This is a genomic window from Alteromonas aquimaris, assembly GCF_026183695.1.
GTDB lineage: Bacteria > Pseudomonadota > Gammaproteobacteria > Enterobacterales > Alteromonadaceae > Alteromonas > Alteromonas aquimaris.
Genome location: NZ_JAPFRD010000011.1, coordinates 263,293 through 282,728, shown reverse-complemented (window position 1 = coordinate 282,728; position 19,436 = coordinate 263,293). Strand labels below are relative to the sequence as shown.

The following is a 19,436-nucleotide window of genomic DNA, read 5'->3' as shown; positions in this document are numbered from 1 at the left end:
TGTATTATGTTAATAATATAGAATGACTGCTGACAACATGAGGAAAGGGCGTGACGCCGACAAGCCCCCTGGATACTGATTTACTCATCGTCGGAGGTGGGATTAATGGCGCGGGTATTGCCGCCGATGCAGCAGGCCGAGGTCTGAGGGTAATTTTGTGTGAAAAGGGTGACTTGGGCGGCGCCACCTCTTCTGCATCAAGCAAACTCATTCACGGAGGCCTGCGGTACTTGGAACAGCGAGAATTCAAACTGGTCCATGCCGCTTTAAAAGAACGTCAAGTCTTGCTAAAAAAAGCCCCTCATATTATGCGCCCGCTCTGTTTCAGGTTACCTCATCAACCTCATCTTCGGCCTACTTGGTTGATTAGATTAGGGTTATTTCTGTATGACCAGCTTGCTTGGGGCAATCGCCTCTCGAGCTCGAAAAAAATAAGGTGTGACAATAAAGGGCCGTTGATCCCGGAAATTACGACATGCTTTGAATACGTTGATGGCTGGGTAGATGATGCACGACTAGTGATTTTAAACGCGTTAGCAGCGCAGGATAAGGGCGCACGCATATTGGTGCGGACGACTTTTATATCAGCAAAAAAACTTAACGGACGGTGGCACGCCATATTAAAAGATGCAGAGGGTAGAGAGCAAATTGTCGCGTCAACTACGATAGTCAACGCTTCTGGACCTTGGGTGGAATCTACTCTACACGACATCGAGTGTGCGACTGAGGCAAACTCTGTACGCTTAGTTAAGGGCAGCCATATCGTGGTGCCTCAACTCTACCCCAGTGACGAAGCTTATATTTTACAAAACGAAGATAAGCGCATTGTGTTTGTTATTCCTTATGAGAACCACTTTTCTTTAATAGGAACAACTGATGTTGATTACACCGGGGATCCAGGTGATGTTCACATTTGCGACGCTGAGAAAACGTATCTGCTGGACATTGTCAATCGCTATTTTCTGCATCAAACTGCACCGGAAGAGATCGTATATAGCTTCAGCGGCGTTCGCCCTTTACTCGAAGAAGAAAACACCTCTGCCCAAGCGGTTAGCCGGGATTACAGGATAGAGATAGTGGGGGCACCCCACGTGCCTGTGATGTTAAACGTTTTTGGGGGAAAAATAACCACGTACCGACGTCTGGCAGAGCAAGCGCTCAATAAACTGTCTAAATTCTTTCCTCATGCAGGGCCAGCCTGGACATCGTCTGTCCCCCTGCCAGGGGGGAATTTCAGCGACAAACCTTCGTTAAAATATGAATATCAACAACGTTACCCGTGGCTGAGTGGGAAGTTGATCGAAGAATATGTCGCGCGATACGGCAGACTATGCGAAAAATTCCTAGACCCCCTCTCTACTGCCGATGAGCTAGGAGAACATTTTGGACACGGTTTGTTTCAGGCGGAAGTGGATTACCTTTGCCGTTCAGAATGGGCCCATACTGCTGATGACATTTTATGGAGAAGGACGAAGAAGGGACTATGGTTTTCTGAAAATGAGGTAAACAGACTTAAAAATTACCTTGCAGCGCAACAGAGTCAGCCTATTCAGCAATGAAGTGTTATCACAAATGCAGTAAACTAGCGCAAATTTAAATGTGTAAGGATAGCTACGGTGGCATTACAGTGGTTTCCCGGCCATATGCACAAGGCCTTAAAAGAGATAAAGGAGTCACTCGGTCAGGTAGATATTCTGATTGAAGTACTTGACGCGCGTATTCCATACTCAAGCGAAAACCCCGAAATCGCTAAGATCCGCGGGGATAAGCCGTGTATAAAAATTCTTAACAAGTATGACCTCGCAGATCCCGCTATTACCGCTGACTGGCAAGCCTATCTTGAATCCGAACGAAACGTAAAAACCATTACCACATCCAGTGACAATCCTGCTAACAGTAAGCAAATCATTAACTTAATCCGCCAAATTTGCGCTCAAAAAGATGCCTCTGCGAAACATATTCATGCCATGATCACGGGCATTCCCAACGTGGGTAAATCAACGTTAATAAATATACTGGCTGAACGTACTATCGCAAAAACAGGCAACGAGCCGGCGGTAACAAAAAGCCAGCAACGTATTAATTTAGGTAGTGGTATAGTGCTATTTGATACCCCCGGGGTGCTGTGGCCAAAATTAGAGAATCCACATTCGATCTACCGACTGGCTTCATCTGGCGCGGTGAAAAACACCGCGATGGAATATGATGATGTGGGTTTCTTTGCTGCGGATTATCTAATTAAAGCGTACCCAAGTCGTATGCAGGAGCGTTACAAGTTAGATGAACTTCCGGCCAGTGAAATTGAGTTTTTAGAATCAGCAGCAAGAAAACGTGGAGCGATTATGGCAGGAGGTCGGGTCAATCTGCACAAAATTTGTGAGGTGCTGCTCAACGAACTTCAGTCGGGTAAATTAGGCCGAGTTAGTCTGGAAACACCCGCAATGCTTGAAAAAGAAAAACTTGAGATGGCTGAAATGGCAGCAGCTAAAGTCGCCGCCAAAGCCAAGCGTAAACAAAAATTCAAGGAAGGCTCGCTCACCCCGGACAAAAAGGATCGTAAAGAGAAACGAAACGAAAAGCGTGAGGCGCAAAGTCAACGAATGAAAAAACGCCGCAATTAGGGTGATGTTTTTAGATATCTTGAAGACCAGAAATCCCTCAACAGTTTTCTATAAGAGTAATTGGGTAGAGGAAGGCGGTTAACTTACGTTGTGAAGTGATAAACAACACCTACTCAACAGACAAACACTGCGTATTTTCGAACATCAAAAAGTTGAAATGCGCTACTTGTTGCTGTGTGCCTTTTGTCATTATAGAAACTCATTGCAGATATAAAGCTTATTATAGATTCGTTGTGAGCGTGTGAGCTAGTCCTCCACACTTAATATGTTAAAATGCTGTATCAGGAGTCGAGAGCATACATGGAAGAATTTTTTAGAAAATATACAACTGCTTTCGACGTCTTTGACGCAGAGAAAATAGCCAGCTTCTATCGCTTACCTTGTGCTATTTCAGATGCGGATGGAGTCCAAACATTCATCGATAGAGCTGCCCTTCTCGAGAAGTTTTCCTCTAACTGTGAAGCAATGCGCAGTTTTGGCTATCTGCAAGCTGAATTCAATATTCTGGATGAACAGCAACTAGGTTTAGGAAAAGTAGCCATTACTATTGGTTGGCGCATTAAAACTGTTAACTCTAATATAGATTTTCGTACGCTGTATATTTGTCACCAAATTGAACATACCTGGTACATATTTAGCGCCAATGTGTACGAAGGTAGTTTTAGCAGTACACAGGCAGACAAATAAGGGCGTAAGCGAAGGCGCGCACCGGGGCAAAAGGACGATGTGGCTTCGCGGTTATGCCATCGCGCTTGCGCCCGATATCTGGGAGTTAGTCTTCGCTTTCAACATCTAATCAACGGTACGCAGCCAGCCAGTGAACCACTGTGATTCACTGTCAGACTAGATCAGGATGTTCACGGCAAAAGGCACACTTATCCGCATTTAGCGTAGCGCCTCGATACGCTTTTCGAGCGGAGGATGACTCGCAAACAGTGCCTGTACTTTCCCCGCGCTGATTGCAAACGCTGCCATCTCATCTGGCATCTGCGGAGCATTTTGATTCTGTTTAAGTCGCATTAACGCTGCTGCCATATCCTGTTTGCTGGTCAACGCCGCTCCCCCTGCATCCGCTCTAAATTCTCTGCGGCGAGAGAACCACATGACAATCATCATGGCTAAAACACCCAACACCATCTCTGCAATAATTGAGACAATCCAAAATGCCGGGCCATGACCTCGTTCTACTCTAAACACCACACGATCCACGATATGACCTATTACCCGCGATAAAAACACCACAAAGGTATTCACCACCCCTTGCAATAAAGCCATGGTGACCATGTCGCCGTTCGCCACATGGCTGACTTCATGAGCTAACACCGCTTCTGCTTCCCTTTCGTTCATACCCTGAAGCAAGCCGGTGCTCACCGCCACCAATGCGTTATTTTTATTCCAGCCGGTGGCAAACGCATTAAGTGATGGATGGTCGAAAATTCCCACCTCCGGCATGCCAATGCCTGCTTGCTTAGCCTGGCGCTGCACCGTGCGTAGGAGCCACTGTTCAGTAGCATTGGAAGGTTGCTTGATAACATGCACTCCCATGCTCTTTTTAGCCAACATTTTTGACAGTAAAAGGGAGATGATTGCGCCACTGAACCCGATCACGCCAGAGTAAATCAGCAAGGCGGTTAAATCTAAATCAACCCCATTCTGCGCCAACAAGCCCTGTATACCAAACAGGCTGAATGTAATACTAAGTAACGCCATAATGGCGATGTTAGTACCGATAAAAAGTGCAATACGTAGCATAACTCAATCCTAAAATGCGTGTCCGGCATAAATATGGTGGTGGTTGGAGAAAAGCTCAAGTGTACAAGTAAAATGTTACCGCGAGTAAAGCCCAGCCATGATTCTGCGTAAAAAATGTAATAACCGAGTAGAAAGTCTGTTCACCCTTTCCCTGCTGCCATCTCTTCTATAACGGGCGAATACCTTCTGGCAGGCCTCCAAAGCCGCTCCACCCGTATTGGCCTAGGGCTATTGTATTCCATTATCTTGATTACTGTGGCGCGCATGTATTGTGACGATTTTCAGTTATCGGCAAACAAGCTAACAAAATTTTGCCACTCAGTTTCCAGCGTAGAAAAACTTTTTCCCGTAACGGACTTAGGTGAGGCTCCGTTATAGATTTTTAGGTAAGCAGACAATCCATAGTTTTCAATTAAGAAATTGGTGAAAGCTCCCTCTTGAAGGTACGCAAGCTGTCTGCCTACCCCTGATTTGCTTGCATGCCTAACATCTTCCGCTTTAGCCAAAGGAATGAGCGAACCATATTTTTCTGCCAATTTATAAACCGCGCGGTAAAGGTTGGTACCAAAATCAGGATATTCCGGTTTTTCACCAAACTCATGCTGCAGATACACCGCTAAGCCGTCATCATAGAACCTGTCTTCATGCCCATTCTTAATCTTTTTGCGATACGCAGAAACAGCATAAACGTGGGTTAGTTCATGAATAACGGCCATCCCTTTATCTTTTGAATCATTTTTAGCGAACGCCGCCAGCACACGTTTTTCAGGAATATGGATGGTATTCCAATGTTGGTAAGGGGTGCGTTTGGTTTTCGACACGTGTACGACCAACGATTCTTTTATTGGCGTGCCATTATATTCAGACGACCTATTAAGAAATCCCAGCACTACTTTTCGGTTTTCTTCTACTCGGCTTGCCAGCTTCTCTATTACTTCATAGGGGACATTTTCTTCATATTCAATGGTAAAGTTTTCACTCTGATAACTAAGCGCGATACTGTCAGCCGAGATCGCCACTAAATACAGCGCAATAAAAAACCTGCACATCCCCAAAATCTCCTTTTCATAGTTAGGTCAAATTAAGCAGAATATTATACACACACGAAAATCTTTTATGTAAACGGGGTTGCCCAAATCCAGTATCGCGATTATCTGCGGCGTAATATGCCTTCTATGAAATTGCTGATTACACCTGAAATAATTGGAGCTTACCTTCCATGACATAATGCGCACCACCTTTCCCCAGCTACCTGAGGAAAGGCAAGGCGTAACAGGTTGTTTACTGCGTAGACCGAGGTTTCAGTAAGTGTTCTTCGAAGAACATCACTACGGCTTGTTGATAAACATCACGATTTTCTTTTTTACGGTATCCATGACCTTCATTCAGTGCATTCATGTACCACACTTCTTTACCTTTATCCCGCAACGCTTTGACAATTTGCTCAGCTTCGCTGACCGGTACACGTGGATCGTTTTCACCCTGGATAACAAACATTGGTACGTTTATTTTATCAACGTTGTTACTGGGACTGATTTTCTGCAGGAAGTCATGCATTTTTTGATCACGTTCATCACCGTACTCAACCCGGCGTAAGTCACGGCGATAATCTTTAGTATTTTTAAGAAAGGTAACAAAATTGGAAATGCCTACAATATCGACGGCAGCACTTAACCGATCGCTATAATGCACCGCACTGGCCAATACCATATAACCACCATAGCTGCCACCAAATACGGCAACTCTGTTCTCATCCAGATCTGGCTGCGTTGCAATCCAGTCTAGTAATGCACCAATATCCTTTACCGAATCCTCACGGTTGAAACCGTTATCCAGATTAATGTATTCCTTTCCGTAGCCTGAAGAACCACGTACATTAGGTACGACCACCGCAGCACCAAGGGTATCCATCCACAATTGGTAAGTACTTGCAAACGCAGGACGCGACTGTCCCTCTGGTCCACCATGAATAGAGATGATTACAGGGCGGGGGCCGTCCGCTTTCGGTTTATAAACAAATGCCGGAATCTGACGCTCATCAAATGAGGGATAGCGTACTAATTCGGGCAGAGTGAAGTTGTCGGTATTTAACCCGCCCACTTCGCTATGAGTCCACCGTGTCAACTTACCGTATTGTGTTGGTTCACCAGTAAGGTCTAACACAAACGTATCACTGGGGGTTTGAGCGGTATTCAGGGTCATGGCTAGCTTGCTATCGTCAGGACTAAACTCAATCCCACCTATCAAACCCACTGGAATGGCTTTTACCTGCTCGTATTTAAAAGTATCTGTGTTAAGCAAATACAGCTTACTGATACCATCTTCGTTGGTGGTGAAGGCAGCACGTTTACCGTCATTACTGATGGCAAATCCTTCCACATTCCAGTTAATTTTGTCGGTGATAATTGTCAGTTTGTTTTGCTGCATATCGCGATAGGCAAGCTGAGTAAATTCGCTTTTTTGATTAGTAGTAATAAAATACCCGTTATCATTTGCACTGAAGGCTAAAGCGTAATTAACCGATGGCGATGTATCGCTCCCATCCAGTAAGGTTTTTTCACCAGATTCAACATCAAGTAAATAGACACGTGAGTCACTTGCACTAATATATTGCTGAGCCAGGATTTTGCTATCTTCTTTGTTCCAATCGGCGGGGCCCCACCAGCTGCCGTCAGTAGACTCTAATACCACCCGGCGTTTTTCTGGCTGGGTCGGGTCCATCATCCATATATCGTTAGAACGCCCGTTACGTTCTGTACTTTGGTAGGCTAACCATTGCCCAGATTTACTCCATTGCAGTGCACCGTTACGCGACGTGCCGTCGGTAAGCATGGTACTCTTGGCTGTATTCGGATCGAGTAGAAAAACCTGGGAATTTTCACTTCCACCCGCATCCATGGTAAACGCAATAGAATCTGCATGGGGTTGACGCGCCACCGCGCCAATGGGCTCTTTGAAAAACGTTACCTGATGCCGAGCGCCCGCTGGCATATCCACACGATGCAACTGGCCCACATCACCAAAACGCGTTGTGATGAACACGCTGTCTCCATCTTTACTAAATGCTTCGAAAGGGGCCGAGCGAATATTCTGATACTGATTTAAATTATCGACCACCTGCTCTGGGATTTCGGGGATATTTTGCAGGACCAGATTCCCATTATTTACCGTTCGTTCTTCTGTGGCGTGTGCACATATCGCTATCATCGACAGCACCGCCAGCGTAGTTTTTATTTTCATCAAACAATTTCCATTTTTATTCAATCGGTTACTAGTTTTAATGACTACCAGAAATTAAGCAAGTTGAATGCGTTAAGTAGCATCGATGGGAATAAAGAGTTTGGTGATGCACAAGAGAAAATATAAGCTGTGAAAGCGTGAGGGAAGCAGGTGAAAAAAAGCCAGGTTCTTTTAATCCATAAAGTCAGACAGGCGAAATTTATGGCGTCGTGACAGAATCAATCTATCCCCACTTTTCATGGTGACTTCATAGTCGCCCCGGTTCGCGGGTTTAAGCTCTTTAATATTGCTCTGGCGCACGATAGTGGAACGATGAATACGAGCAAACACCGTGGGGTCAAGTTGACTCTCAAGTCGAGTGAGGGTTTCCCGGTGCAATAACTGACTCCCGTCATTTAAATGCACATCAACATAATTCCCCGCGCCTTCAATATAATTGATACTTTCCACATTAATAAATCGGATGCGTCCCGTTTCCTTCACCACCAATCTGCTTTTGTATTTGTTGTGTTGCTCGCTCATCACATGGGAAAAAAATTCAGCCATGCTGTCACGGTCGATATGAAGGCGGGTCTGTAAGTGTGTGCGAGCTTTGTCGAGGGCTTTATAAAAGCGGGCGTCATCAAAAGGTTTCAAAATATAGTCTGCGGCACACAATTCAAATGCATCAATCGCAAACCCCTCATATGCACTGACGAATATGATGGCACAATGGGTAGGCAGCTTCGCGGCTAATTCAATTCCAGTTTGACCGGGCATCTGGATATCAAGAAAAACGATATCTGGCTGTTGTCCATGGGCCAGTTCAAGCGCCTCATTACCATCCCTGGCTTCGACAATGGTAGCAATATCACTTTCTTGGGCAAGCAAATTGACGATTAACTGTCTGGCAATACGTTCATCGTCCGCCACGAGCACTTTATACATCATTCCCCCTAATGGGTATGGTTAATCGTGTAGTGTAAACCCCATCCGCAGATGTGTGTGACGTCAACAGATCCTCGCGGCCATATAAATGATGCAACCTTTTTTTACTCACTTCCAGGCCGATACCAAATCCAGCATGTCCCTTTTTCTTGCATGCTTGGTTCGTTAATACAATTTCTAACTGACGTGTACTTTTCTCAATGGTAAGTCGTAACAAATTACGATTACTCTCTAATTGAGAACCATGTTGCACGGCATTTTCAACCAAGGTATGCAATAACATGAAAGGCACTTCTTCCTCCATCACAGTCTTGTCTATGCGGGTATCAATTTCAATTTTATCTTCAAAGCGAATTTTCTGAATGGCCAAATAGCTATGAATAAATGCCATTTCTTCACGCAACGTAATTAGTTGATTTTTTTTGATTTTCTAGTACGGTTCGGAACATCTTCGATAATTCGCTTAGCGCTATTACCGCTTCGCTTTTTTGTTCTAAGCGTATAAGACCAGAAATGGTATTAAGGGTATTGAACAAAAAATGTGGACTCAATTGTGATTTTAGCGACTGCAGCTCCACTTCCAGCAGCTGATTCGTCAGCTTTACATTTACTAATGCTTCTTTTTGACTCCGATTGTAGTACATTCCACTAAAGCCGATACATGCCACCGCCAGATACATAAGAACATCTAAGTGCATTGGGCTGCGCAGTACTTCTTGTATTACGTTACCGATTGCCTGTAAGGTGACATCGCCCTGTATCAGAGCTACTTCTAAGGCAGTGATGAACCAGTAAAAGCACATCACCAGGATCATTAAGGTAAGATTTACCCCTATGAACTTGCTGCGTTGTTTAGGATCTAAACTTATAGTCTTAATCAAGGCGATAACGATTGGCGTTAAAATTATCCAATTACCCCACCATGGAATATAGCGCAACCATACTTCATGCCACACTGGGTTTCGCCCATATTCTATAGCAATTCGATAAGCATTATCCGCTGCCAGCGTATTCATAATCAGCCAAAACAACGTAGACGATAAACAAAATAATCGAGAGGGAAAGTTTCTGATAAACGACGAGAACATGTGGGGGACTACCTTTAGACAGACAATCGATTATTACTAAAAATAGCGTAGCGAAGCAAATCTGTTCTCAGGTTGTGAATTCTAATTTATCCCAAAAATCAGCTCATTCAGCGTTCTCTCAGCCTGAATGTCCATCAGCCATGTCTGCCAACATAGAATTATGCGTCTTGTGCTCTCTGGGTTACTATCAAGCCGTTACGGGTGAGTTTCACGGTAAATGCCAATTCGTTCAGACTACCGTTAATCACATCTACCAGCCAGTTAGTAACATATATACCCCCATTTGTGGATTGGGCCTAGTGTATTTACAGCCTACATATTAGTTTATATGAAGTGATACCTATCCCGATGTTGGTGGCTGAAGGCGTAACGTTATAGATACGTTGCACAAGCCGATTCATTCCTGCTTACCTGGTCTAATCCCTGGACCTAACTTGGGGCCCTAGGGCCCCTTTTTTTATTTTTTTAGATAAAGAGCAAACATCAACGTTTAAAGCCTTTTCCAACAATGTATACCTCACGAGAACGAGGGCGAGATGCCGCGGGTTTACGAACCACTACCTTTGTAAACGAACTTCGAACTTCTTTCATGTAGTCGTCGTACCCTACCCCTTGAAACACTTTTGCACAGAAATTTCCACCCGGCTTAAGGACATTGCGCGCCATATCGAGCGCTAGTTCAACTAAGTACATCGAGGCATATTGATCAGTCGTATTCACCCCACTCATGTTGGGGGCCATGTCGGAAATCACTGTGTCCACTTCGGCGCCGTTGAGAGTTTGAAGGATAGAGTCATACACTGCCTCTTCGGTGAAATCGCCCTGAATAAAGTCCACTCCGATAATACTATCCATCGGTAAGATGTCTGAGGCAATCACTCGGCCTGATTGGCCCACGATAGGCGCCACTATTTGTGACCAACCGCCGGGCGCAGAGCCAAGATCCATGACAATATCACCCTGACGAATCAATTGGTCTTTATCGTTTATTTCAATCAGTTTATAACTAGCTCTTGAACGATAGCCGTCAATCTGTGCCCTTTTGACATAAGGATCGTTAACGTGCTCATCCATCCACTTTTTACTGGTTTTAGACTTTGCCATAAACTCAATCTACTGTGTGCGCATTTAAAGGAGCACATTGTAATCTCCCCGCTGTAGATTTACCAATGCGCCTGACTTTATGCGTATTAACCGATACAATTGAACAACATTTTTCTCCTCTTTATTCAGGTAGAGCTTCAACATGAAACTAGACGATGTAAAAAAACTGCATCAAAAAAAATACCGAAACCAATTCGGTTATTTTCTTGTTGAAGGAGAGCATTTGGTGTTGGAACTGTTCAAAGCAGTAAAAAATCCAGCCTACCGACGAGCCACTAGGATCTATGTTACCGAAGAATATCAACAGTGGGCTGACAGCCAAGCCAGTCAATGGCCCGTCAGCCTAGTTTCAAAAAAACAGATGGCGCAGCTGAGTGATACCAAAACTCCCCAAGGCATTCTGGCATGTGTGCCGCTGTCGGCCACAGATGCGGCAAATTTAAAGGCTGACAAGCAGGAAAAGTGTATCTACCTTCACGAGATACAAGATCCCGGAAACTTAGGTACGATTATGCGCACCCTGGCCTGGTTTGGTCATTTCAGGTTACTGCTTAGCCCCAATTGTGTTGATCCTTACAATGCAAAAGTGGTGCGCGCGAGCATGGGGGCAATTTTCCATTTGCCCTTGGAACACGAGGTAACAATTCATTCGCTTGCTGCACGGTTTAATTCCTTCGCTTATCTGGATTTAAACGGCAGTTCCATTACCCGCCCAGATTTTGCTGATTATTCATGTTACCTGTTTGGCAACGAAGCGCGCGGCGTTCCCCAGGACACACTTAGCGCATTTAATGCCACTGCGTTTACCATCGCAGGAAGTGGGAATATCGACTCCTTGAACGTTGCCAGTGCCCTGAGCATGTGTGCCTATCAGCTGTCTGTCAGATAGCAGCATAATCCGCAACGAATCGGGCAGAAACCAACACCTTCCGTGACGGCAGCGCCTTTACCCGCTGCCATCGCAGAGTTTACCGGTGTAAAAAAAGGGTAGCGGCTACCTTGGAAACCGGTTTACTGTAACCGCATATTCACTTTTCTATTTCGACCCTGCTCTTTCGCTTCATACAGGGCTTGATCCGCCTGCTTGAGAAGCTGTATAGGTGAAATATTTTGTTCCTGCGAAGGGGTTGCTGTTACTGAACCAACACTTACGGTGACGTAATCAGTAATCGGGCTTTTCTGATGGGGGATAGCTTGATTTCGAACGGTTTGTAGAATAGTGTCGGAGACGGCTTTCGCCCCTTTAAAATTGGTGTTTGCCAAAATGCAGACAAATTCTTCCCCACCATAGCGAGCGAAAAAGTCCTGATCTCGTCGCATAACTTTCTTCACGGATGTAGCCAAATCCTTCAGGCATTCATCTCCAACCGCGTGGCCGTAGGAATCGTTATAGAGTTTGAAATGATCCACATCAAACAGAATGACAGTTAATGGCCATTGGTGCCGAATAGCCAGTTTAATGTCATGCTCGATTCTATTATCAAACGCGCGACGATTGGCAATTCCGGTGAGACCATCGGATAACGAAATCTCCTCTAATATTTGTTTTTGCTTTTCAATAGTTAAAGCAAACTTTTCGAAGGATTTGGCGATGTCGGAGATTTCATCATTGCCTGTAATCGAAAGAGGGGTGTCACGCCCTGCTAAGCGGTCGCGTACAAAGCTATTTAATTTTTCTAAGCGATTAACGATTCTCGATTGAATAAGATAAAGCACCCCCAGCAGTATCAGAATAGCGATCACGCTAATTGTCGTTAATACACTTACCTGCCGTTTAACTTGTTCGGTGGTGTCTTTGGTTCTTTCAAGCGTAGCTTCGTTTAGTTGATACGCACGATACTCAGACATGCCAGCATAATCGAGAATAAAATTACGCACAAAATTACCGCGTCCGGTTGTGCGGCCTTTTGTACGCAAATGCGTTATTTTTTGTTCCACTAAACCACTTTTATCGATGACCAGCTTTTTTAATAGCTGCATTTGCGTGGTCGCATCGTTTCTTTGGTTATCGGGTAGTCCCTGAACCAGCATGGCTAATTTATTAATTTGCTCCTTTAATCCGCGCTCTATTTGCCTGATCTCTGTGAGCCTTTCCAAAGTCGCAACCCTGGAAGACATAGCTACAATATCAGCGAATATTATTTTCCAGTTGGTGTCATCTATAATGCGATTACTCATTGGCTGATCTGTCTGCACGATCATGACTTGGTTATAGAGTTGGTAAATTGATTTGAGTTTGTCCTGAATCGCAGACTCGATATCCAACCTACTTTTGACCAGCTGATTTAATTCGTTTATTTCCAGATCCAAGCCTTGAATATGCGCTTGCAAAGCAGGATCGGCATTAGGATCCAGCGCGAGCAGTTGAATATCTGAAATTTGTGATTGAAGCTGGGTAAATAGAACTCTTCGCACCACTTCGTTTTGCGCTCGCGTTAACCCTTCGGTGAGATAGGTAAGCTGGTTAACTTTACCCACAATACGTCCTGATATCGCCAATTTGGGTACTGACTCTTCGGTAAGTTGCGTGATAATGGCACTGAAGTTTTGTAAGCGAGAAAATGCCAGTACCGAGACCAGGAAAAAGAGAAAAATTATGGTGGCAATGGAAGATAAGAATACAGCGGAAAGGGGGATCCGTTTGTCGCCCCAAAAAGGCACCTTCGAATGTTTATGGGAGGAAACTTTTTGATTACTCACCAGATGACCTGTTAGCAATATCAACCATTCTGTTTTCAATGGCGGGGCTGATTTGTCCCTGGCGGCGAATATTAGAGATAACAATGTCAGAAAGTAAGGGCGGAAATTTTGTGCTTAACGATTCAGTCTCCCGCTCTTTAAACATCCAGTAGCCGTCGCCACCATTGGACAGATACTGCGTGGTGGCCAGCGAATAATTTTGGTCAAAATCAAGTGGTTCTCCATCAATTTCTACCTTTAATACGCGCTCCCCTGCTGGCAAGTCACTGTTGTAAGTCACCGTCATACCCGACACATGGGGGAAGCGCCCTTCTAGCGTCTCGAGCATACTTAGACCATTTTCCAATGCCTGTTTGATAGCGCTTCCTTTAAGCGTTAAGGTGGCCACTTTATTTCGAAAAGGTAATTCCTCAAAGATATCGCCGCGCGTAATTACTGCCCCTGCCTTATAAATGTTTTCTCCCCGGATAATGCCACCGTTCAACAGGATAACATTTACCTCTGTAAAATTTCGTATGGCGTCGGTCAGTAGATTGGCAAAGGCATTTTCCCCAGCCCGAACCGCTTTTCTTGTGGTATCCATCGCGGTTTTCAATTGCCCGACCTGCTCATCCAGCAATCGATTTAAACGCATTGTATATCCGGTCGTTTGAGCGGCAATGATTGGATCAGGTACAAAGTTATCCAGGTTAAACAACTTCCAGTTAGTAGTTAGAATTTCTTTCCCATTCTCATGCAGTGAACAGTTAACTATTGCCGCCTGAGCATATTGAAGCAATGCAATATTGCGGGGGTGTGACCACATCTCCTCTTCGTTACGAATATCAAGATCGGGATCGGTAAGAAAGGCTAAGTCCACAATCCCCTCCTCTAATTGTTCTCGCACAAATAAAGAAGGATGAGAGTAAAGTAGCACAATGATATGAGCGCCTGCCGCTCGCAGTTGTTGTGCTTTGGCGTTTATTTGCTCTTTGGGTGGGGTAACTTGCACGCGCAATAAGGGATACTCTTCAGTCACCGAGGGATGTACTACACTCACCACACCGATGATTAAATTACCTTTTTCGATGAGAAAACGGTCAACCAACCCTGTCGGCGTGCCTTGGGTAAGGGGATCGAATAAATTACTGGCCACCATGGGAAAGCCAGCTTCAAAGGCCCGCAGTGAAAGCTCATCCTCGTAATAACTGAATTCTCGTTGGCTTACGCCCATCACATCCGGCTCTAAACTATTGAGGACATCAATTATATGGGCGCCGCGGTCAAACCCAGACATTGTACTCGGACCTAAGCTCGCCCCGCCAAATAAGAATACCGTTTCCGGTTGAGTAGAACGAATCTCATCAAGCAGGCTCGCTAATCTAGCATAAGCGCCTTTACGTTCATCACCGACAACCGGCATATCGGCAGTGAAGACAAACGTCACCGTTTTTTCGTTGGACCACGCACACCTCATGCAAAGGAACAAAAGCACGGCTGAGCAGATAATTTTGGTAGTGAGTTGTACTTTCAACGGCTGAGTTTTAACAATGAGATTTAACGTAATTATTGACGCCTCTTACCTATGTTGCAAAGAATACTACGGGTTTGGCAGATTTAATTTATCACTCAAAGGCGTAGTGGAAGAATCGGGAAGTGAAATAAGGAGACGCGGGGAGGTGGGTAAAGTAGGAAGAAAGGGCACACGCCTGTGGAAATTATAAAAAGTACGCTTCTAAAGCTGTTTCGAAAAGGGATGATCCTCATGCAACAGACCTCGGGTATTTTTGGAAGTACGGCGCTAAAATGTCTCTGTAATTGTTCGCTACGGTTAAAAAACGAAACAGTTACACTTTTAACCCGTTCCTACTAGGTATTATCCGGTTAACAAAAGTAGCTGGCTCATTGAGTTGTACATGCCATTTGTATCATGGCTAAGGCAGCTAAATTGCAACCCTTTCGCCGTCTTCCATCAGGCGGTAATAGCTGCCATTTTCAATTAATAGCCCTTCAGATGACTTTGTGGGGAAGCTAACGTTGTAGTCATCCGGGTGCTTAACATCGATAGCGAACACTTGATTGTCGAACAATGCATTAACTTTAAATTGTAACGTGTGGCCAACAATGACAGCTTTGGCTTTAAACGCTTCCAGGCTTTGCTTAACATGGTGTGTATCGACATCATCTTTAAAGTAACCGCGATACCAAGCAGGGCCAGTTATGGTGGAAGTGAGTAAATCGATATGGTTTTGTAAGGTTGCGCGTGGATAATAAAACTGTCTGAAGTGTTCTCTAACAACAGCATTTATTTCATCAATTGACATACCCAGCTTGCTAATGTCCGGGTGAATGCCGCCGTGCACAAACAGGTGGCCGTTGATGTTTTCAATAACATTCTTACTGGCTAACCACCGCCCAATGGCGGCGTTTGGACCAAACAACTCGTACTGTTGGCGCTCTAAAATACCCGCTATTGCAAAGTATTTGTCGGCCGCTGAGTAAAAGTTGCCTTGTAAGTTTTTGATTTCATGGTTACCGATTATGTAATGCAGTTTACCTCCAGCTAGCTGAGCTTCTTGTTCTAACTTGTAGATAAACCACAATAAAGGCGTTGTCGAATAACCGCGATCGACCATATCACCGATGAGCACCAAATGGCCGTTACCAAATTGCCATTGGTTATCGTTATTAATCACCTTATGAGCTTTTAGAAAGTCGATAAATGTCGCCAAATTGCCCTCTAGATCTGATATAGCAAGAATTGGCGCGTTGTCTGAGTAAATGGAAGGTGGCGTTTCCACCACCGGTATGTAGTCAACCTGGAACGTGGAATCTGTGAGGGGGAAGTATACGTCTAACTGATTACTTCCTTCTAATTGCAATGGCACCGTTTCTTTGTAAAAACCGTCATCACGGTTACCACGAATGTATTCGGCTCGAACTTTCCCGCCGTCAAAGAAAACGTGGGGGCCTTCATTGCCAACCGTTTTTGCTAATGGGTCGGCAGGAAACCCTACTGTACCATGTTGACTGATAAGTAAAGCAAAGCCCAACACCAGTAGAACTGTACTCACGGCTGCAAAATGACCCAGATATCGGAGTAAGGTTTTCATCTCGGTTCCCCCTTAGTGTTCACGATATTGCTTGAGTACGCTGAGCAAACGGTATGTCAGATACGTTATCAACGAACCAGTAGCAATGCCCACAGGAATTAACCAGATACCGAGTAATTCATCGCTCGAAAGTGGTGCTTGTTCAACAACGCCCAGAATGATGCTTTGGCCGTGATCATTGACCCACACACCTACTGATTCAGGCATAAAGACTTTTAAAATACCAATGATAATAAGCACTGCGCCCAAAATGTAGCCGACAATGCCAGAGCCATAGAATACTCCCGCTGTGACGCTTTTTTTTATTTTTCGCAGTGCGGTAAATCCTGGCGGGGGTGGAGTGCCCATGAGCAAATGATCACTGTATTGCTGTGCGAGTTGCCTTGGTGAGCCAAAGCGAGCTAATACTTCATCGATGGCGATAGGTCTGCCCTCAATTTCGGCGTTATCGATAACATCGTAAATGTGGCTTTCAATCTCTCTGATAACTTCGTTTGCTTGTTGTGTATCCAATCGTGACATGTATTGAGCTAAGGTTATTAAGTACTGATTTATCTGTCTATCGTAATTCATAGTAATATCCTTGGTCTTAGAACGTCGCCGGTCCAGGGTTGGCGAGTAGGAATTCCATATCGCTGACCGATTTGCGCCAGCGCTCGGTTAAAATGTTGAGTTTTGCCTTCCCTTCTGGTGTTAAGGAGTAGTATTTTCTGGGTCTGGTCGTGCCTTCTTGTACCCATTGGGCGCTCACGACGCCTTCTTTTTTCAAACGATCGAGGAGTGGATACAAGGTACCTTCGGTAATAGCAGTAGTTTCTAACTTTTGTAGAAGGTTTAACAAAGCCAAACCGTACAAGGAGCGCCCTTTAAGCGCGGCAAGAATGACCATGTCGAGGGTGCCTTTGCGCAATTGCACATCCCACTTCGCCGCTGAATTATCTTTTTCCATTCTGAATGCTGCTAAATTTATGTAGTTTCTATTTTATAATGCAATATACCTTGCAATGCAAGGTATATTGTTGAGCATAATTAAAAAATGGTAGAAAAGATAAAGAGAGCAGTCATCAGTATTCGGTTTATATACCTACGCTGTTAGATTCTCGCGTTTTAAATATGGTTTACGTAAGCAGCTTTTAGCTATGTTAAACGTCGATGAAAACTTACGAATGAAGAAGGGGTCTTAAAATATTCTTTGTTGGAATTCGACGGGCTGTAAGTAAGTATTAATTTTATTCCCGCAAATAATATTATATTTGGTTCATCGAGCTTGTGTTAAAAGTAAATTACTGACTGGGAAGATTCTTTATACCGAGTTTACCATGCGATAATAAGGGGGAGTTTGGCGGGACTTGATGATTATACTGCTTCAGACAACAGATGGCGGCTAGAGCTTATCAGTGACATTCTATCAGCTGAATATGAAGTAAAACTAGTAACGACAAAGAAGAAAAGATGCTGCAGCATAACTGAAACAAATTTGGGTTCGAATTTACTGCACGAGTTACCGATCGGTGTGTCAGTTTTTGTTTTTAGTGAGCTCCGCTATATAGGATCTTCGTTCCACAAAATCTTCGGAACGATTTTAACTGCGTAAGCTGGCTCGCAACACGGGTGAACATAATGGATGGTGCGAATAATTCTCGCGAGCGATTTAACAGCCCCATAAGAAGAAAAGACGTTCTGAAAATTAAGACCGCCTTTTCAATAAATTGACTGGCTTTACTTCATTTTTACTTCTCTTAGTCGGTATTCACCAGTTAGGCTCCTTACTTCGGGGTAAGTGGCAGAAATCTTGTTCGACATCTTTTCATTTTCCTCGCCCCACTTCTTCATAAATTCGGTGTACTTTTCCTTGCTTGGCTCCATATCGGCGGCATTATCAAAGAAAACCATTAGTACCATGTTGAAGTCACCGCTGACGGGGAGGTCACTGCCATATATTTTCCAATCTTTTATATAGCCCATTTCCTTTTGTATCTTAACCGCCTTAACCCAGCTTTCTTTAAGCCCGGCAAGATATACATCACCCATATTGGGATCCACTTTGACGGTAGTCATGGCAATTATTTCAGTGCCTAAATCGTAATCTTCGTAAACTTTTAAGCGGTCTTTTGCCATCACAGTACAGCTAAGTACTAAGCATAATAATCCAATTACCCTACTTTTCATCCTTTCACTCCTTAAGTAAAATTTTTAGTAGTGTCCAGGCGTTACAGCAGAACTTGAACGAGAGTAAGTATAGTCAAAAGTTTATGTACAGATGTTTTATTTTATAGATTCCAACTTTATTGATGAAATTTTTAATTTTTTTATCAAGGGAATCATGCTTTTTCGATGCCCAGCTAAGCCAATATACGCAAAGAACTTCCTTAACAAGTCAGTTATCACCACCTCCTGAACATGAAGTGTGTTATGTAGTCTTTATTCGTCGAAGATAATATGAATGGCGTTCGTTGCAGGCTCTAAATATTCGTTGTGAGCCAAGTAACTCATTGCATCGAAAGTAAAGCGATAATCATCAAGTGACTTACGTACGATGTTCGTCTGCAACGAACACATAACCTAAATCATCTTAGTCCAGAGCAAGTAGGTTGAAAGACCATCTAACGGACACAAATGTCCTTCAAACTTTCAGTATTGACCGCTATCAAATTGCGCAAAACACAGTCATGACAAATTAAATATAATATAACCGATATCAACAAAAGTGAATGCTCACTTACACGTGCTATTGATACCCTCTTTTGGAAAGTCCCATATCAAAATCTTTACGCGGGGTTTGACGAGTAGAATCAAATGCAGCACTCGTTCCGGTTTGCTCATTGCCAGCTGACGATAGTCAAAGCCTTTAAAAATAACCACATGGAAGGAAAACTGAAGGAGAGAAAAAGGCAGCCAGATCGCGTTTGTCG

18 protein-coding genes are annotated in these 19,436 nt (G+C 44.1%); 4 read left to right on the top strand and 14 right to left on the bottom strand.

What is annotated here, in order from left to right; genetic code table 11:
• Window positions 1–50 precede the first annotated feature (50 nt).
• From glpD to OPS25_RS11445, 3 genes are all read left to right on the top strand, one after another.
• Window positions 51–1,559, top strand: coding sequence for a glycerol-3-phosphate dehydrogenase (glpD, locus tag OPS25_RS11455; protein ID WP_265617860.1), 1,509 nt, complete (start codon window positions 51–53; stop codon window positions 1,557–1,559).
• Between the two features lie 57 nt (window positions 1,560–1,616).
• On the top strand, window positions 1,617–2,621 hold the full coding sequence (gene ylqF / locus OPS25_RS11450) for a ribosome biogenesis GTPase YlqF (RefSeq protein ID WP_265617858.1): 1,005 nt from the start codon (window positions 1,617–1,619) through the stop codon (window positions 2,619–2,621).
• Between the two features lie 300 nt (window positions 2,622–2,921).
• On the top strand, window positions 2,922–3,308 hold the full coding sequence (locus OPS25_RS11445) for a ketosteroid isomerase family protein (RefSeq protein WP_265617857.1): 387 nt from the start codon (window positions 2,922–2,924) through the stop codon (window positions 3,306–3,308).
• Between the two features lie 198 nt (window positions 3,309–3,506).
• On the opposite strand, the gene htpX is transcribed toward OPS25_RS11445, so the two are convergent.
• The 7 genes from htpX to rlmE form a co-directional block, all read right to left on the bottom strand.
• Window positions 3,507–4,373: a protease HtpX gene (gene htpX / locus OPS25_RS11440; RefSeq protein ID WP_265617856.1), complete on the bottom strand. Its 867-nt coding sequence runs from the start codon at window positions 4,371–4,373 to the stop codon at window positions 3,507–3,509.
• Window positions 4,374–4,654: 281 nt separating this feature from the next.
• On the bottom strand, window positions 4,655–5,422 hold the full coding sequence (locus tag OPS25_RS11435; RefSeq protein ID WP_265617855.1) for a hypothetical protein: 768 nt from the start codon (window positions 5,420–5,422) through the stop codon (window positions 4,655–4,657).
• 232 nt (window positions 5,423–5,654) lie between these two features.
• Window positions 5,655–7,613: a S9 family peptidase gene (locus tag OPS25_RS11430; RefSeq protein ID WP_265617854.1), complete on the bottom strand. Its 1,959-nt coding sequence runs from the start codon at window positions 7,611–7,613 to the stop codon at window positions 5,655–5,657.
• 171 nt (window positions 7,614–7,784) lie between these two features.
• Window positions 7,785–8,540 carry a LytR/AlgR family response regulator transcription factor gene (locus tag OPS25_RS11425; RefSeq protein ID WP_265617853.1) on the bottom strand — a complete coding sequence of 252 codons (756 nt, stop codon included), beginning with the start codon at window positions 8,538–8,540 and terminating at the stop codon, window positions 7,785–7,787.
• Window positions 8,533–8,931 carry a LytS family sensor histidine kinase gene (locus OPS25_RS11420; RefSeq protein WP_265617852.1) on the bottom strand — a complete coding sequence of 133 codons (399 nt, stop codon included), beginning with the start codon at window positions 8,929–8,931 and terminating at the stop codon, window positions 8,533–8,535. Before OPS25_RS11420 ends, OPS25_RS11425 begins: the two co-directional genes overlap by 8 nt.
• A gap of 4 nt (window positions 8,932–8,935) precedes the next feature.
• A complete protein-coding gene (locus tag OPS25_RS11415) occupies window positions 8,936–9,628 on the bottom strand; it encodes a histidine kinase (protein ID WP_265617851.1) in 693 nt (230 codons plus the stop codon).
• Window positions 9,629–10,111: 483 nt separating this feature from the next.
• Window positions 10,112–10,732, bottom strand: a complete 621-nt coding sequence (gene rlmE / locus OPS25_RS11410; RefSeq protein ID WP_265617850.1) for a 23S rRNA (uridine(2552)-2'-O)-methyltransferase RlmE — start codon at window positions 10,730–10,732, stop codon at window positions 10,112–10,114.
• 142 nt (window positions 10,733–10,874) lie between these two features.
• Here rlmE and OPS25_RS11405 point away from each other — a divergent pair, with 142 nt between their 5' ends.
• A complete protein-coding gene (locus tag OPS25_RS11405) occupies window positions 10,875–11,621 on the top strand; it encodes a TrmH family RNA methyltransferase (RefSeq protein ID WP_265617849.1) in 747 nt (248 codons plus the stop codon).
• A gap of 122 nt (window positions 11,622–11,743) precedes the next feature.
• Here OPS25_RS11405 and OPS25_RS15940 read toward each other — a convergent pair whose 3' ends face one another.
• The 7 genes from OPS25_RS15940 to OPS25_RS11370 all read right to left on the bottom strand — a co-directional run bounded on the left by OPS25_RS15940 (window position 11,744) and on the right by OPS25_RS11370 (window position 19,074).
• Window positions 11,744–13,432, bottom strand: coding sequence for a GGDEF domain-containing protein (locus tag OPS25_RS15940; RefSeq protein WP_265617848.1), 1,689 nt, complete (start codon window positions 13,430–13,432; stop codon window positions 11,744–11,746).
• The gene (locus OPS25_RS15935) at window positions 13,425–14,858 is read right to left on the bottom strand and encodes a bifunctional metallophosphatase/5'-nucleotidase (RefSeq protein WP_265617847.1); all 1,434 of its coding nucleotides are present in this window, start codon (window positions 14,856–14,858) and stop codon (window positions 13,425–13,427) included. The genes OPS25_RS15940 and OPS25_RS15935 overlap by 8 nt, the downstream gene beginning before the upstream one ends.
• A 496-nt stretch (window positions 14,859–15,354) precedes the next feature.
• Window positions 15,355–16,524 carry a metallophosphoesterase gene (locus tag OPS25_RS11390; RefSeq protein ID WP_265617846.1) on the bottom strand — a complete coding sequence of 390 codons (1,170 nt, stop codon included), beginning with the start codon at window positions 16,522–16,524 and terminating at the stop codon, window positions 15,355–15,357.
• Window positions 16,525–16,536: 12 nt separating this feature from the next.
• Window positions 16,537–17,097: an HAAS signaling domain-containing protein gene (locus OPS25_RS11385; protein WP_265617844.1), complete on the bottom strand. Its 561-nt coding sequence runs from the start codon at window positions 17,095–17,097 to the stop codon at window positions 16,537–16,539.
• A gap of 16 nt (window positions 17,098–17,113) precedes the next feature.
• Entirely contained in the window at window positions 17,114–17,473 is a 360-nt protein-coding gene (locus tag OPS25_RS11380) for a PadR family transcriptional regulator (protein ID WP_265617843.1), read from the bottom strand.
• 770 nt (window positions 17,474–18,243) lie between these two features.
• Window positions 18,244–18,693: a hypothetical protein gene (locus OPS25_RS11375; RefSeq protein WP_265617842.1), complete on the bottom strand. Its 450-nt coding sequence runs from the start codon at window positions 18,691–18,693 to the stop codon at window positions 18,244–18,246.
• Window positions 18,694–18,945: 252 nt separating this feature from the next.
• The gene (locus tag OPS25_RS11370) at window positions 18,946–19,074 is read right to left on the bottom strand and encodes a hypothetical protein (RefSeq protein ID WP_265617841.1); all 129 of its coding nucleotides are present in this window, start codon (window positions 19,072–19,074) and stop codon (window positions 18,946–18,948) included.
• Window positions 19,075–19,436 lie beyond the last annotated feature (362 nt).